Origin of the sequence: Plebeiibacterium marinum (assembly GCF_026013615.1) — a bacterium.
GTDB lineage: Bacteria > Bacteroidota > Bacteroidia > Bacteroidales > Marinilabiliaceae > Saccharicrinis > Saccharicrinis marinus_A.
In genome coordinates this window covers 50,032-65,227 of sequence record NZ_JAPDPI010000023.1, presented here as the reverse complement: position 1 = coordinate 65,227, position 15,196 = coordinate 50,032, and the positions used below count along the sequence as shown (strand labels likewise).

At 39.1% G+C, this 15,196-nt stretch carries 8 protein-coding genes; all 8 read left to right on the top strand.

Annotation, left to right across the window (positions count from 1 at the left end; translation table 11 throughout):
• The first annotated feature begins 173 nt into the window (after nt 1-173).
• The 8 genes from OM074_RS12145 (at nt 174) to OM074_RS12110 (ending at nt 15,145) form a co-directional block, all read left to right on the top strand.
• A complete protein-coding gene (locus OM074_RS12145) occupies nt 174-2,609 on the top strand; it encodes a glycoside hydrolase family 94 protein (RefSeq protein WP_301199762.1) in 2,436 nt (811 codons plus the stop codon).
• A gap of 35 nt (nt 2,610-2,644) precedes the next feature.
• Nucleotides 2,645-3,490: a sialate O-acetylesterase gene (locus OM074_RS12140; RefSeq protein ID WP_301199760.1), complete on the top strand. Its 846-nt coding sequence runs from the start codon at nt 2,645-2,647 to the stop codon at nt 3,488-3,490.
• Nucleotides 3,491-3,503: 13 nt separating this feature from the next.
• Complete coding sequence (locus tag OM074_RS12135) at nt 3,504-4,601, top strand: glycoside hydrolase family 26 protein (RefSeq protein ID WP_301199758.1); 1,098 nt, start codon at nt 3,504-3,506, stop codon at nt 4,599-4,601.
• 20 nt (nt 4,602-4,621) lie between these two features.
• The gene (locus OM074_RS12130) at nt 4,622-5,833 is read left to right on the top strand and encodes a glycoside hydrolase family 130 protein (RefSeq protein WP_301199756.1); all 1,212 of its coding nucleotides are present in this window, start codon (nt 4,622-4,624) and stop codon (nt 5,831-5,833) included.
• Between the two features lie 287 nt (nt 5,834-6,120).
• Nucleotides 6,121-7,503, top strand: coding sequence for an MFS transporter (locus OM074_RS12125; protein ID WP_301199755.1), 1,383 nt, complete (start codon nt 6,121-6,123; stop codon nt 7,501-7,503).
• A gap of 13 nt (nt 7,504-7,516) precedes the next feature.
• Nucleotides 7,517-10,111, top strand: coding sequence for a beta-mannosidase (locus OM074_RS12120; protein ID WP_301199753.1), 2,595 nt, complete (start codon nt 7,517-7,519; stop codon nt 10,109-10,111).
• A gap of 114 nt (nt 10,112-10,225) precedes the next feature.
• On the top strand, nt 10,226-13,435 hold the full coding sequence (locus tag OM074_RS12115) for a SusC/RagA family TonB-linked outer membrane protein (protein WP_301199751.1): 3,210 nt from the start codon (nt 10,226-10,228) through the stop codon (nt 13,433-13,435).
• 12 nt (nt 13,436-13,447) lie between these two features.
• Nucleotides 13,448-15,145, top strand: a complete 1,698-nt coding sequence (locus OM074_RS12110) for a RagB/SusD family nutrient uptake outer membrane protein (protein ID WP_301199750.1) — start codon at nt 13,448-13,450, stop codon at nt 15,143-15,145.
• Nucleotides 15,146-15,196 lie beyond the last annotated feature (51 nt).

Here is a 15,196-nt window from a genome sequence, read left to right as displayed (position 1 = left end):
ATTGATACTGACCTTTGATCGCTTTTAACCAACCCGCAATGCTTCTAATTACCTAATAAATGGGGCAAATGTAAGCTGCTTAACATTTGAGCACCCTTCAGAAACATTACATACACCTGTCGTAGTTACTTGTATTCTATTTTTGGATATAAATAATAGCTAAAAATAGAAAAATGAAGTACGGACATTTTGATGATGCCAATAAGGAATATGTGATAACAAATCCTCAAACTCCTTTTCCATGGATAAATTATTTAGGGAATGAGGATTTCTTTGGTCTGGTTTCAAATACAGCAGGCGGGTATGCTTTTTATAAAGATGCTAAATTTCGCAGGTTAACTCGTTATCGGTATAATAATATACCCATGGACAATGGTGGCCGATATTTTTATATCAAAGATGAAGATACAATCTGGAGTCCGGGATGGAAACCGGTAAAAACACCGCTGGATAAATATGAGTGCAGGCATGGTTTAAGCTATTCAAAAATAACAGGTGTCAAAAATGGAGTAAGTGCCGAAAGTACTTTTTTTATTCCGCTAAAAACCTGGGCCGAAGTCCATCATCTGAAATTAACAAATGACAGTGACTCAGTAAAAAAGCTAAAGCTTTTTTCTTTTATGGAGTGGTGCCTTTGGAACGCCGAGGATGACCAGAATAACTTGCAACGAAACCTGAATACCGGAGAAGTTGAAGTGGAGGGCTCTACAATTTACCATAAAACAGAGTATAAGGAGCGTAGGAACCATTATGCATTTTATAGTGTAAATACCCCAATAAATGGGTATGATACCAACAGGGAAAGCTTTGTTGGTTTATACAATGAACTTTCCGGCCCTCAGGCAGTGCTTGATGGAAAGCCGCATAATTCTGAAGCACATGGCTGGTCGCCTGTTGCCTCGCACTATATCGAAGTAGAGTTACAGCCAGGAGAGGCGAAGGATTTTATTTTTGTGTTGGGATATGTTGAAAACCCAGAAGAGGATAAATGGGAAAGCAAAGGGGTAATCAATAAAAAGCCGGCGTTGGCTATTCAGCAAAAGTTTGATACTGCCGAAAAAGTAGAAAATGCTTTAGCTGAGCTTAAATCATATTGGGAGAATTTATTGAGCATTATAAACCTGGAAAGCAAGGATGATAAGCTAAATAGAATGGTGAATATATGGAACCAGTATCAATGTATGGTTACTTTTAATATGTCGCGTTCTGCATCTTTTTTTGAGGTTGGTATTGGCCGGGGAATGGGATTCAGGGATAGCAATCAGGATCTGATAGGTTTTGTGCACCAGGTACCTGAACGTGCCCGGGAGCGGATTATTGATATTGCTTCAACACAGTTTCCTGATGGAGGATGTTACCATCAATACCAGCCTTTAACCAAAAGAGGCAATGATGCCATTGGTGGCGGTTTTAATGATGATCCGCTTTGGCTGATACTGGGCACCGTTAGTTATATTAAGGAAACCGGTGATTTTTCGATATTGGATGAAATGGTTCCGTTTGATAATGATGAAAGTATAGCGCAATCCTTATTTGATCATTTAACCATTTCTTTTAATCATGTAATCAAAAATTTGGGACCAAATGGTTTGCCATTGATAGGTAGGGCAGATTGGAACGATTGTTTAAACCTGAACTGTTTTTCTACAAATCCCAACGAGTCGTTTCAAACTACTGAAAATAATACGAAAGGCTCAAAGGCAGAGTCGGTTATGATTGCCGGGTTGTTTGTGGTATACGGAACCGATTATGTGGAGCTTTGTGAAAAGTTGGGTAAAACCGATGAGGCTGCCAGGGCAAAATCTGAAGTCAACAAGATGGCTGAGGCTGTTAAATCAAAAGGATGGGATGGAGAATGGTTTTTGCGAGCCTATGATTTTTATGGTAACAAAGTGGGCTCTGATGAAAATGAGGAGGGTAAGATATTTATAGAATCTCAAGGTTGGTGTACCATGGCTGGTATAGGTAAGGATGAGGGGATGTGTGAAAAATCTTTAGATGCCGTAAAAGAGCGTTTGGATTGCGAATATGGTATTGTGCTAAATAATCCTGCTTTTACCAGGTATGTAGTAGAATACGGCGAAATTTCAACCTATCCTAAAGGATATAAGGAGAATGCCGGGATATTTTGTCATAACAACCCTTGGATTATGATCGGTGAAACCCGGATTGGAAGAGGGGATAGGGCATGGGAGTATTACCAAAAAATTTGTCCGGCCTATTTGGAAGAAATCAGTGATTTGCACAGGACAGAACCCTATGTGTATGCACAAATGATTGCAGGTAAAGATGCATATATTCCAGGTGAGGCTAAAAACTCCTGGTTAACAGGAACCGCGGCATGGAACTTTTATGCCATCACCCAATTTATTTTAGGTGTCAGGCCAGAATATGAAGGGCTTCTTGTAGATCCATGTTTGCCAAAGGCGATGGAGGAATATCAGTTTACACGCAAATTTAGGGGAGCTACCTATAAAATTAATATTGTAAATGGAGAACGGGGACATGGGGTGAAGGCGTTAAGCATAAATGGAAATAAGGTAGATGGTAACCTGATTCCTCTTCAAAAAGCCGGAGGGGTGTATCAGGTTGAGGTTATCATGTATTAAACGCACCATTCCATATTATTTTAAAAATACAAGTTATGAATATAAAAGTAATAGTATTGTTGGCTTTGGTTTTAATACCATTTGCCGGGTTTTCGCAAAATTCTGATTTTCATATTTATCTGTGTTTCGGACAATCGAATATGGAAGGACAGGGGAAAATAGAAGAGGAAGATAAAATTGCTGAATCAAGATTTAAAGTGCTGCAATCTGTTGATTGTCCTAATTTAAACAGAATGAAAGGGAACTGGTATCCTGCAGTAGCTCCTTTATGCCAATGTTTCTCGGGGCTTTCGCCAGCTGACTATTTTGGTAGGACAATGATTCAAAATTTGCCGGAAGACATAACCATTGGGGTGGTTCATGTGGCTGTTGGAGGTTGTGACATCAGGTTGTTTGATAAGGATTTGTATCAGGACTATGATTCGACATACACTGATAAATGGTTTGTGGAAAAGATTAAATCGTACGGTGGCAATCCATACAAGCACTTAATTGATTTGGCAAAACTGGCGCAAAAGGACGGCGTTATAAAGGGAATATTATTGCATCAGGGAGAAACAAATACTGATGATGAAAAATGGCCCGGGTATGTAAAAAAGATTTATAAGGATATGATGAAGGATTTGCATTTAAAGCCAAAACAGGTGCCGATAATTGTAGGAGAGGTTGTGCATAAAGATCAGGAAGGTAAATGTGCCAGTATGAATGAGATTATAGCAACGTTGCCCGATGTTGTTAAAACAGCTCATGTTGTATCCTCTGGTGGGTGTACAGATCAGGGTGACAAGGTTCACTTTAGCTCCGAAGGTTATAGAGAATTAGGAAGAAGGTACGCCTTAATGATGTTGGGGATATTAGGGTATAATGTTGATAACGAGTAATATATTAATTATTATGAGAATTGTTGTTTGTATTGCTTTTATTATGGTCGTAGTTGTAGGATGCAAAGCGCCAAAAGCTAAAGTGACTGAGAAAGAAAAAATGCTGGAAGTACTGAAAGCCGTTAAAGGGAATGGTGTTTTATTTGGACATCAGGACACTTATGCATATGGTTACTATTGGAAGGATGTTGAAGGGAATTCAGATGTAAAAAGGGTTGCTGGTGATTATCCGGCTGTGTTTGGTTGGGAGTTAGGAGGTATTGAAAAAGGTGTGGAAGCCAATCTTGATACAATTACCTTTGATAATATCCGAAAGTACGCAGTAAAAGCTTATGGGCAAGGGGGAATAAATACCTTTAGCTGGCATCCCTTTTCGGTTATTGACCGTGTTGATTCCTGGAATACTGATAAACGGGTTGTTGATAAGATTATTCCTGGAGGTGAGTTTCATGAGGCATTTAAGGAAGATTTAGATGCACTGGCTGATTTTTTAAACAGTGTAATTGCTACCAACGGAGTTAAAGTTCCTTTTATTTTTCGCCCCTGGCACGAAATGGATGGAACATGGTTTTGGTGGGGTAGCACCTGTTGCACTCCTGAAGAGTTTAAGGAATTATTCCGCTTTACCGTGGAATATTTACGCAACGAAAAAGGGCTTGACCAGATGCTGGTTGCTTATTCTCCCGACAGGAACTTTTATACCCGAGAGGAATACCTTACCTGGTATCCGGGAGATGAGTATGTAGATGTTATAGGAATGGATAATTATTACGACCTGTATACTGAAGGATTGCTTGATGAGGCCGTAAAAAAATTACATATTGTAATTGAATATGCCAACGAAAAGGGAAAAGTATCTGCTTTAACAGAAAGTGGGTATGAAAACATACCGGATCCAACCTGGTATACAAGTAAACTAGGGCGGGTGCTGAGCGACAGTATTGTAGCTGCAAATATCAGTTATGCCTTAGTATGGCGTAACGATCCTTTAAAACATTTCTTTTTTCCTTATCCGGAACATGCTTCGGCTAAATATGCAAAAGAGTTTCTTTCCAGAAAGGATGTTTGGTTGTTAAATGATTTGGTGCAGTTTAAAAATAGTAGTCATTGATGTAAACTTAAAATACAGTTATGAACAAAGATATTTTCAATACCCGTTTAGAAAAGATTAAAAAAGAACATGAAGAATTGGTTCAAAAACCAAATGAAGAACTATTCAGTAGTAATGGAATATATTGCAAGTACAAAAATCCTGTGCTAACGCGCAATCATGTGCCTTTGCATTGGCGCTATGATTTAAATAAGCAGAATAATCCATTTTTAATGGAGCGTATTGGGTTTAATGCTGCATTTAATGCCGGTGCAATTAAATTGAATGGAAAATATTTATTGGCTGTCAGGGTTGAAGGTAACGACCGGAAATCCTTTTTTGCTATTGCCGAAAGTGATAACGGAATTGATGGGTTTAAGTTTTGGGATAAACCCATAACACTGCCTCAAACAGAGAATCCGGATACCAATGTATATGATATGCGCTTAACCCAACACGATGATGGTTGGATTTACGGGGTGTTTTGTACCGAACGAAAAGATCCCGAAGCCCCGGAGGGTGACACCAGTAGCGCTGTAGCTGCAGCAGGTATTGCACGGACAAAGGATTTGGTAAACTGGCAACGTTTGCCTGATTTAATATCAACGACAGGTCAACAACGTAATGTGGTACTTTTCCCACATTTAATAGAGGGCAAATATGCATTTTATACCCGCCCGCAAGATGGGTTTATTGATACCGGAAATGGAGGGGGGATTGGATTTGGGTTGTCCGATTCCATAGAGCATCCAGAAGTTAAGGAAGAGGTAATTGTTGATGCGAAAACCTATCACACTATTTACGAAGTAAAAAATGGATTGGGGCCGGCGCCAATACGTACCGATAAAGGATGGCTGCAATTGGCTCATGGCGTGCGGAATACTGCGGCAGGGTTAAGGTATACGCTGTATATGTTTATGACTGATCTGGAGAAACCCTGGGTTATTACGCATAAACCTCATGGTCATTTTATCGCACCCTTAAAAGATGAGCGGGTAGGGGATGTCTCCAATGTGGTTTTTTCCAATGGTTGGATTGTTGATGAAGATGCCAGCCTGCCTGAGGGGCAGAGGAAAGTTTTTATCTATTACGCTTCATCAGACACACGCATGCATGTGGCTACAACTACAATTGATCAGCTGGTAGATTATTGTATCAATTCACCTCAGGATCAGCTGCATTCGCATTTGAGTGTAGAAACTATTAACAAGCTGGTTGATCAGAATAAAGATTTTATGCATTTGCTTGATTAAATCTATCAGGTTGGTGCAATATCAGGTTAATTGCTGCCGCACTAATTTTTTGTGTGATAAAGGTATGGTAACCGCATGATTAATTTCTGCAAGAAAACTCGTGATTCCTACGCTCACCCCTTTGATCCCCTAAAAGGGAAAATTCCAACGCGCTGTGCGGGAGCAACTTCCCCTTTAGGGGACTGAGGGGTGTGGGTGGGCTAACATAAATTTCAGCAGTTTTCTTGCAAGCACTAATTATATTATGCGGTAGCAATTGAAAGAGTTTAAAATCTAAAATAAAATCTATGATAAATAAAGTTTCCTTTAAAGAAAAAATAGGATATGGTTTTGGAGATGCAGCATCTTCCATGTTCTATAAGTTGTTTACAACTTTTTTGATATTCTTTTATACAGATGTGTTTGGTATTTCGGCAGCTGCGGCAGGTACCATGATTTTGATTACCCGCTTTTGGGATGCGCTTAATGATTTGATTATGGGGGCAATTGCCGACCGTACAAAAACAAAATGGGGGCAGTTTCGGCCTTACCTGCTGTGGTTTTCAGTCCCTTTTGCAATTATAGGAGTTCTTACATTTACAACCCCGGGATTTGCCGAAAACGGTAAGCTTATTTATGCTTATGTCAGTTATTCGCTAATGATGATGATTTATACAGTAGTAAATGTTCCGTATTCATCACTGATAGGGGTTATAACTTCCGATTCAGTTCAAAGAACTTCGTTGGCCTCATATCGTTATGCATTTGCATTTGGAGGTGGTATTTTGGTTCAGGCAACCTTGCTTAAAATGGCAGGTGTGCTCGGAGGGGATAATGAACAGTTGGGCTGGCAAATGGCAGTAGGAATATTTGGCGTATTGTCTGTAGTGTTTTTCTTGTTGACCTTCTTTTTAACAAGGGAACGTGTAAAACCTTTAAAGCAAGAAAAATCATCGATAAAAGAAGACCTGAAAGATTTGTTGCATAATAAACAATGGTTTATCCTTTTAGCAGTTGGTGTTTTTACTGTGATATTTAACCAGTTGAGGGAAGGAGCTGCGGTTTATTATTTAAAGTATTATTTTGGGGAGCAGGAGTTAATGCTATTTGGCAATGTATGGCATCTTGATTATAAGGCTTTAACCGGCATTTTGGTTCCGGTGTGGACAGGGGCAAATATACTGGGGGTTTTTATGGCAACCTGGATGGCAAAGACATTGGGAAAAAAGAAAGCTTATATGGTATTTATGATCATATCATTAGTTGCCAGTTTATTATATTACCCAATATCGCCAAATGATATTTATATGTTATTGTTGCTTCAGGTTGTTGTAGGTATTGCCGCAGGTTTACCAATTCCGTTAATGCTTGCTATGTTTGGCGATATTGCTGATTACTCAGAATGGAAATCCGGACGCAGGGCTACAGGTCTTATTTTTTCTTCAATTAGTATGTCGCAAAAACTGGGAAGCACTTTGGGTATTGCTCTAACCGGATATATATTGGCTTCTGTAGGATATTCTCCTAACAATGTAACAGCAGAATCCCAAACCGGAATCAGGTTTATGATGAGCGTTGTACCTGCTGTGGCAGCAGGCCTTTCTGTTGTTTTTTTGTTGGTATACAAATTAAACGAGAGTTATATGAAGAAAGTTAAGGATGAACTTAACGAAAGGATTAATAAGGTATAAAATTCAGTGCAAGATGAACATATATAGGAGCATAAAGAATTTTGGGATATTTATATGTTGGGTTATGGGCATATGTGCTTGTCAGCAAAAACCGATTGATAATTACACTGTAGTAAGGCTCAATAAGGGCTGGACGTATGAGGACGTTGAGGGAGAGCATAAAGGTTCTGCTATTGTGCCAGGTACAATCCATACCGATTTATTGAATAATAACCAGATTGAAGATCCTTTTTACAGGACCAATGAAAAGGATTTGCAATGGATAGATAAAAAAGACTGGGTTTATCAGAAGACATTTACGGTTGGTAAAAATATACTGGATAAAGATAAGGTAGTTTTACATTTTTATGGATTGGATACTTATGCGGATGTGTTTATTAATGGGAAACTCATATTAGAGGCATTTAATATGCATAGGGAATGGTCGGTAGATGTAAAAAAAATGCTGATGGAAGGAGAAAATCTGTTGAAGGTATATTTGCATTCCCCCGTTAAAAAGGGGCTGGAGTTGTACAATGCTTCTCCTTATGCATACCCGGCAACAAACGACCAATCGGAGAATGGAGGATTGGGAGATAAAAAGATATCGGTATTTACACGAAAGGCAGGTTATCATTATGGATGGGATTGGGGCCCCCGGTTTGTAACTTCGGGTATCTGGCGTCCGGTAGAACTAAGATGCTGGGATGACTTAAATATTGAATCCGTTTATATCAGGCAACCCTCAGTAACAAAGCAGCTTGCCAAATTAACTGCCGAAATCAATATAGATGCCAACGATGGTTTTGAAGCAGAATTGGTAATAAACAGTGATAAAGAGAAAAGTGCTGTTGCTGTAAAAAAGGTGCTGTTAAAAAAAGGAATGAATTTGGTTTCAGTACCTTTTGAAATTGTCAATCCGAAATTGTGGTGGAGTAATGGTTTGGGAAATCCCACAATGTATGATTTTAATGTGCAGGTTGTCGTTGGTGGGATGGTGGTATCAAATAAGAAGGTATCTGCCGGGTTGCGTTCTGTTAAGTTGGTTAGGGAGGCAGATGATAAAGGCGAGACTTTTTTGTTTGAATTAAATGGGGTAAGAGTATTTGCAAAGGGAGCCAATTATATTCCTAACGATAGTTTTTTACCTCGTGTTACAAAATCTGATTACGAAAAAGTGGTTGCCGATGCTGCTGATGCAAATATGAATATGTTGCGTATATGGGGAGGTGGCATATATGAGGATGATTATTTTTATGAATTATGCGACCGTAATGGTATTATGGTTTGGCAAGATTTTATGTTTGCTTGTTCCATGTATCCGGGAAATGAGGCCATGTTGAAGAATATAGAGCAGGAGGCAATTGATAATGTAACACGATTACACAACCACCCTTCAATCGTTCTATGGTGTGGTAATAATGAAATAAATACAGCCTGGCATCATTACGGACAAGGAGGATGGGGCTGGAAAAAACGTTATAATAAAGAACAGCAAGAAGAAATACACCGGGCTTATACTGATATTTTTCACGATATACTACCTCAGGTAGTGGATAGTTTAACAGAAACGGATTATTGGCCTTCTTCACCTCAGTCAGGTTATGAACCCAATAATCACGCCAGCTATGAATCCACATCAGGAGATACGCACTATTGGGGAGTTTGGCATGCATTGCACCCATTTGAAGATTTCGACAAATACAAGTCGCGCTTTATGAGTGAATATGGCTTTCAGTCGTTTCCTGATTTTGAATCGGTACAGACTTACGCAAAGCCTGAAGACTATGATATTGAATCAGAGGTAATGGCTGCCCATCAGCGGAGCGGTATTGGAAACTTGCGCATTAAAGAATACCTGAGTTGGTATTACAAAGTCCCTGATAATTTTGAGGAGTTTTTATATATGAGCCAGGTTTTGCAAGCCCATGGTATACGAATGGCTATTGAGGCGCACCGCAGGGCAATGCCCTATTGCATGGGATCGCTTTATTGGCAGATAAACGACTGTTGGCCTGTGGCCAGCTGGAGCAGTACCGATTATTATCATAAATGGAAAGCAGTTCATTATGCCGTAAAAAAGGCTTTTGAGCCAGTAATGATCAGTGCAGTAAATAAAGGACATGAGGTGGAGTTATATGTTGTTTCTGATCTTCAGGAAAACAAAAAAGCAGAAATGAATATTCAGCTCATGGATTTTAAGGGAAACATATTGTATAGTGAAGTGCGAAATGTTGATATAATGGAAAATACAAGCACTCAATTAGAATCTTTTAACCCAGAATCAATAGACGGTTTTACAAAGGAGTCTTGTGTTTTGGCTCTGACCCTAAGCGAAGACGGGAAAGAAATAAGTACAAAAACCCATTTTTTTACAACTGCGAAAGAACAGAAGCTTCAATCACCGGAAATAGATATTTCATTTGAAGAATCAGCAGAAGGACTTTATCTTGTAGTTAAATCAAATACGTTGGTAAGGGGTTTATACTTGTATGATAACAGGTCCGGACTCATCCTTGATGACAATTATTTTGATTTGTTACCTGGGGGAATAAAGAAAGTTAGGGTTGTAAAGTCTTTATATTCAGTGGATACGAAGCGGGTTAACTTTAGGTACATAACAAGTTAACAAATCAACACAATGCTTTACATTAAGTAACATATTTTTGAATAATGGTTCTTTTAACATGTAATGAATGTGTGCACAATTAGTTTAAATAATTATCAAATTAAATCAATTTATATGAAAACAAATCTACGACTCTTTACCGTTGTTGTTATGTTTTTTGTAGCCCAGGTGATGATAGGGCAAAACAGGACAATAACTGGTACGGTAAAGGATGATACAAATGAACCCTTACCGGGAGTATCTATCCAGATAGGAGGCACAACTACAGGTACAATTACTGATATTGACGGTAATTACAGCCTGGTGATTCCTCAGGAGAAGGTGAAGTTAACCTTTTCTTTTATCGGCTTTAAAGCCAGGGAAATTGAAGTTGGTAACCAAACAGTAATAAATGTACAGATGGTGCCCGATGTTGAGGGGCTTGACGAGGTGGTTGTGGTTGGATATGGAACTATGAAAAAGAGTGACCTTTCGGGAGCATCGGTTTCGTTGTCGGCAGAAAAACTAAAAGGAGCCGGTATTGCTAACATTGATCAGGCACTAAAAGGAAGAGCTGCCGGGGTTTCTGCAGTTTCTACTACGGGTCAGCCTGGTGGTGCAGTGAGTATTCGGGTGCGTGGCCAGAGTACCATTAATGCAGGTGCAGAACCGCTCTATGTTATTGATGGAGTGCCAATGACCAGTAATACTTCAAGTGGTCATGATTTGGGTTTGGGAGATGCATTGGGTAACTCACCAACAACAGGGGTTTCTCCACTGTCAACAATTAACCCTAATGATATTGTTTCTATGGAGATCCTTAAAGATGCTTCAGCAACTGCTATTTACGGATCAATGGGGGCAAACGGAGTTATCATGATTACTACAAAAAGAGGTAAGAAAGGTGATGCCAAGTTTACTTATGGAGGTTCTTACGGTGTTCAGCACCAGGATACCAGGATTGATATTTTGAATCTTAGGGAGTTTGCCGAGTACAGTAATGAAGTAGCCTCAGATTTAAATTCTAATGATCCACGAGCTGAATTTCAGGATCCGTCTTTATTAGGCAAAGGAACCAACTGGCAGGATGCCATCTTTCAACTGGCAGCAGTTCAGCAACATCAAATCAGTGCCAGTGGTGGTGGCGAAAAATTGAAATACTATGTTTCGGGTGGATATATGAATCAGGAAGGAACCGTTATCGGGACAGAGTTTGAGCGTATGTCGTTTAGTACCAACCTGGATGCAGAGCTGAAAAGCTGGCTGAAAATGGGGGTGAATATTAAATATTCTCAAACCGATGAAAGACTTGGGCTTGCAGATTCTGAATCGGGTATTATCCGTATTGCACTGCAAACTACACCTGATATGCCTATTTATGATATGGATGGTAATTATGCCACTATTTTTAGAGACAGGCAGCCCTCAAACCCAAATGCTATTGGGTTAGCTTTGGATGATGATAATCTCCTGGAAAAAACGGCTTTTGGTAGTACTGTATTTTTTGATTTTGATATCCTGAAAGATTTGAAATTTCATACCGAAGGAACTTTAAATCTGAATTATTCTAAAGCAGAAGTGTTCAGGCCTGCTGTTACCTATGGTAATTGGGATCGGTCAATAAATTCAATGCGTGCACAGAATAACAAATACACTTTCTGGCAGATTAAAAACTACATGACCTATTCAAAATCATTTGGTAAGCATAGCGGTACAGCTATGGTTGGTCAGGATATGTTTGAGTCTTCATTGGATTATGAAAGTGTTTATAACACAAACTTACCAAGTAACGATATTCAAAACCCGGCTCTCGGCGACGGAACGCCACAAATTAATTACGGCTTTAACAGTATGTCTAATGCCTCGGTTTTTGGACGTTTCAATTATAATTATGACAATAGGTATATGCTAACTTACACCTATCGTCGTGATGGTTCTTCAAATTTTGGACCGGAGAACAGGTGGGCCGGTTTTAACTCATTCGCTGCTTCATGGAGATTGAGTAACGAATCATTTATGAAATGGTCAGAACCTGTTTTACGTAATGCAAAACTACGTTTCGGTTGGGGACAAGTAGGAAACCAGGATATTGATGGTTATTTATGGGGTGCCAGTATCTCTAAAATGGAAACAGGCTTAGGTGCAGGATACCGCCAGACAAATATTTCAAACCCATATATCAAATGGGAAAAGCAGGAACAGTACAATATTGGTTTAGACTTGTCGATAATGGATGTAGCTGATGTTGTTGTTGAAGTATATAAAAAGATTTCGAATGATATGTTAATGGATATGCAGTTGCCTTCGTATATGGGTACAAGAGGAAACTCATCAAGTGCACTCGCAGCTCCATGGGGTAACTTTGGTGAAATTGAAAACAAAGGTTTAGAGATTTCTTTAACAACGCATAATATTAAAAAGGCGTTTACCTGGGATACCGATTTTCAAATTTCTTTTAACAGAAACAAATTGGTGGCTTTAGATGGAACTCCATCTGCTCATTTGGAAGGTTACGGACAATGGAGCGATGTGGTATCACTGACAGAAGTGGGCGATCCTCTTTTTAATTTTTATGGATATGTAACAGACGGGGTTTTTCAAAGTCTGGAGGATTTAAAGAGTAGTCCTGTACAGGTAGGGTACCCAAGCGATGGGGAATCATTCCATATCACCAACACTACTTATATAGGCGATTTAAAGTTTAAAGATATTAGCGGGCCCGATGGTAAGCCTGATGGAATCATAGATTCTTACGATCGTACTAACATAGGTTCTCCAATGCCTGATTTTACTTTTGGGTTAAACAATACCTTTTCTTATAAAAACTTTGATTTGGCCGTGTTTATCAATGGTTCATATGGAAACGATGTAATGAATTATACCGCCATCAGCTTGTCAAATATGAAAAGTGAATTTTCTAACCAGTTAGCTGTTGTAAATAACAGAGCAAGGTTAGAGGTTATAGATCCAAGCATTGAAGGAACTAGTTTAAACGATGTTTCGAATGTACGTTTGATTAATCCGAATACAAACATCCCAAGGGCAACCGGACAGGACCAAAATGATAATGACCGTATTTCGGACAGGTATATTGAGGATGGTTCATTTATCAGAATCAAGAATATCACGTTAGGATATACTTTCCCTAAAACCTTGATTGAAAAAGTCAGGTTAAGTAATGCAAGAATTTACGCAAGTATAGAGAATCTGGTAACATTTACAGACTATTCAGGATTTGACCCGGAAGTAGGGGCGAGTACACAAAGCCCTAATGTTTTTGGATTGGATAATGGCCGATATCCTTCACCTCAGGTATTTACTTTCGGTTTAAATGTTTCATTCTAAAAAGTAATTACGATGAAAAAATATAATATAATAAAATTATTAATAGTTTTTATTGGTGTTGGATTAACGGTTTCATGTGATGATTTTTTAGACAAACCGGCTGAAGATTCCTATACCATCGATACCTTTTATCAAAACGATGAACAGATATATCAGGCTGTAAACTCTATCTACAATTCGCCCTGGTACGATTTTCAACGTGGGTTTATGAAAATTGGTGATGTATTGGCAGGAAACATCATTTTCGATAGTGGTGATGGTTATACCAACTTTACGTTAAACAATTCCGATGCTGATATTGCCAATGCATCCGCTTCGTTATGGTCGGTAAATGCTTATTGCAATGGTGTTATTGAAAATGTGGATATGAAATCAAGCGCCGATGTTTCTCAAACGGTTAAAAACACGGTAAAAGGTGAGGCAATGGTATGGAAAGCCATGTCGTATTTTTACCTGGTACGTTGTTTTGGTGCCGTGCCCATTATTCACGATAATGCTGAAATTATTGCCAATAATACATCAACTACCTTAAGAAGAAACAAAGTGGAAGATGTATACCAGTATATCATTTATTTACTTGAAGATGCCATAGATTTATTGCCGGAAAAAAACAGGACCGGTAGAATAGATAAGTACAGTGCCTGCGGTTTGTTAGCAAAAGTATACCTGACAAAATCGGGTTATGGTATGAGCGGGTCGCGTAACGAAAGTGACCTTACTAATGCGGCAAATTATGCAAAAATGGTTATCGATGAGAGTGGCCGTGTTTTGGAACCTAATTACGAAGATATCTTCCAGCTAAAAAGCAATTTTTCAGATGAGAGCCTGATTGCATGGCACTGGACAGTTGGGTCGCAATGGACTAGTCAAAACTCTTTACAATCAGATTTGTCCATGACAAATTTTTCTGATGCGGTTCAGTCATGGGGTAACTGGGTATATCCAACCATCGACCTGCAAACGGCTTTTGATGAAAGTGCCGGTAGCTTAATACGAAATAACCTCGATACACGCCGTAAAGCCACAATAATGATGGTGGGTGACCATTATGATTATTTCTGGGTAGAATTTGGTGGTTTTGATTATAACTGGGATAATGATGCCGATGGACAATATGAAGGTGCTTTAGCTTTTGCCAGTGGAACAGGATCAAACTGTGCCAAGCATATTGTTGGTCGCTTGGCTGATGCTGAGGCCCAAGGCTATGATGCTTTAGACAGGATGCATACCCCATTGAGTACACACATTCTTCGTTTAGCAGATGTATACCTGGTTTACGCAGAAGCTGTTTTAGGCAACAATAGCTCAACTACAGATGCCGGGGCATTAGCTGCATACAATGCGGTTAGAGAAAGGGCTTTGCATAGCTTTTACGAGCCAGCTGCAAGTTTTAGTTTTGATGATATTTATAAGGAACGCAGATTAGAACTGGCATTGGAAGGCGATAGATGGTACGATATTGTACGACTCCATTATTATATGCCTGAAAAAGCAAAAACAATGATCACAAGTCAGGAAAGGGGTTACTGGGCTGGTTTGGATGATTTATATACTTATGATGATGCATCTAATCTTGAAATAAACAGTCTTAAAGCTACCGGAATTACGGATGATGACTTTACCATTCCTTTCCCGGAAGTGGATCTGTCTTTAAATCCGGGCTTGATGAATGAGCCGGTAGATTTTGATTTTAGTTCAATAGGTTATTAATTTCTTAATATGGTTTAGGTAGGAAAAACAATACAATCTTATCTATCCTAT

Coding starts and splice junctions, on each gene's coding strand:
- OM074_RS12115 (WP_301199751.1), top strand. CDS start 10,226: ATGAAAACAAATCTACGACTCTTTACCGTTGTTGTTATGTTTTTTGTA.
- OM074_RS12140 (WP_301199760.1), top strand. CDS start 2,645: ATGAATATAAAAGTAATAGTATTGTTGGCTTTGGTTTTAATACCATTT.
- OM074_RS12120 (WP_301199753.1), top strand. CDS start 7,517: ATGAACATATATAGGAGCATAAAGAATTTTGGGATATTTATATGTTGG.
- OM074_RS12110 (WP_301199750.1), top strand. CDS start 13,448: ATGAAAAAATATAATATAATAAAATTATTAATAGTTTTTATTGGTGTT.
- OM074_RS12145 (WP_301199762.1), top strand. CDS start 174: ATGAAGTACGGACATTTTGATGATGCCAATAAGGAATATGTGATAACA.
- OM074_RS12125 (WP_301199755.1), top strand. CDS start 6,121: ATGATAAATAAAGTTTCCTTTAAAGAAAAAATAGGATATGGTTTTGGA.
- OM074_RS12135 (WP_301199758.1), top strand. CDS start 3,504: ATGAGAATTGTTGTTTGTATTGCTTTTATTATGGTCGTAGTTGTAGGA.
- OM074_RS12130 (WP_301199756.1), top strand. CDS start 4,622: ATGAACAAAGATATTTTCAATACCCGTTTAGAAAAGATTAAAAAAGAA.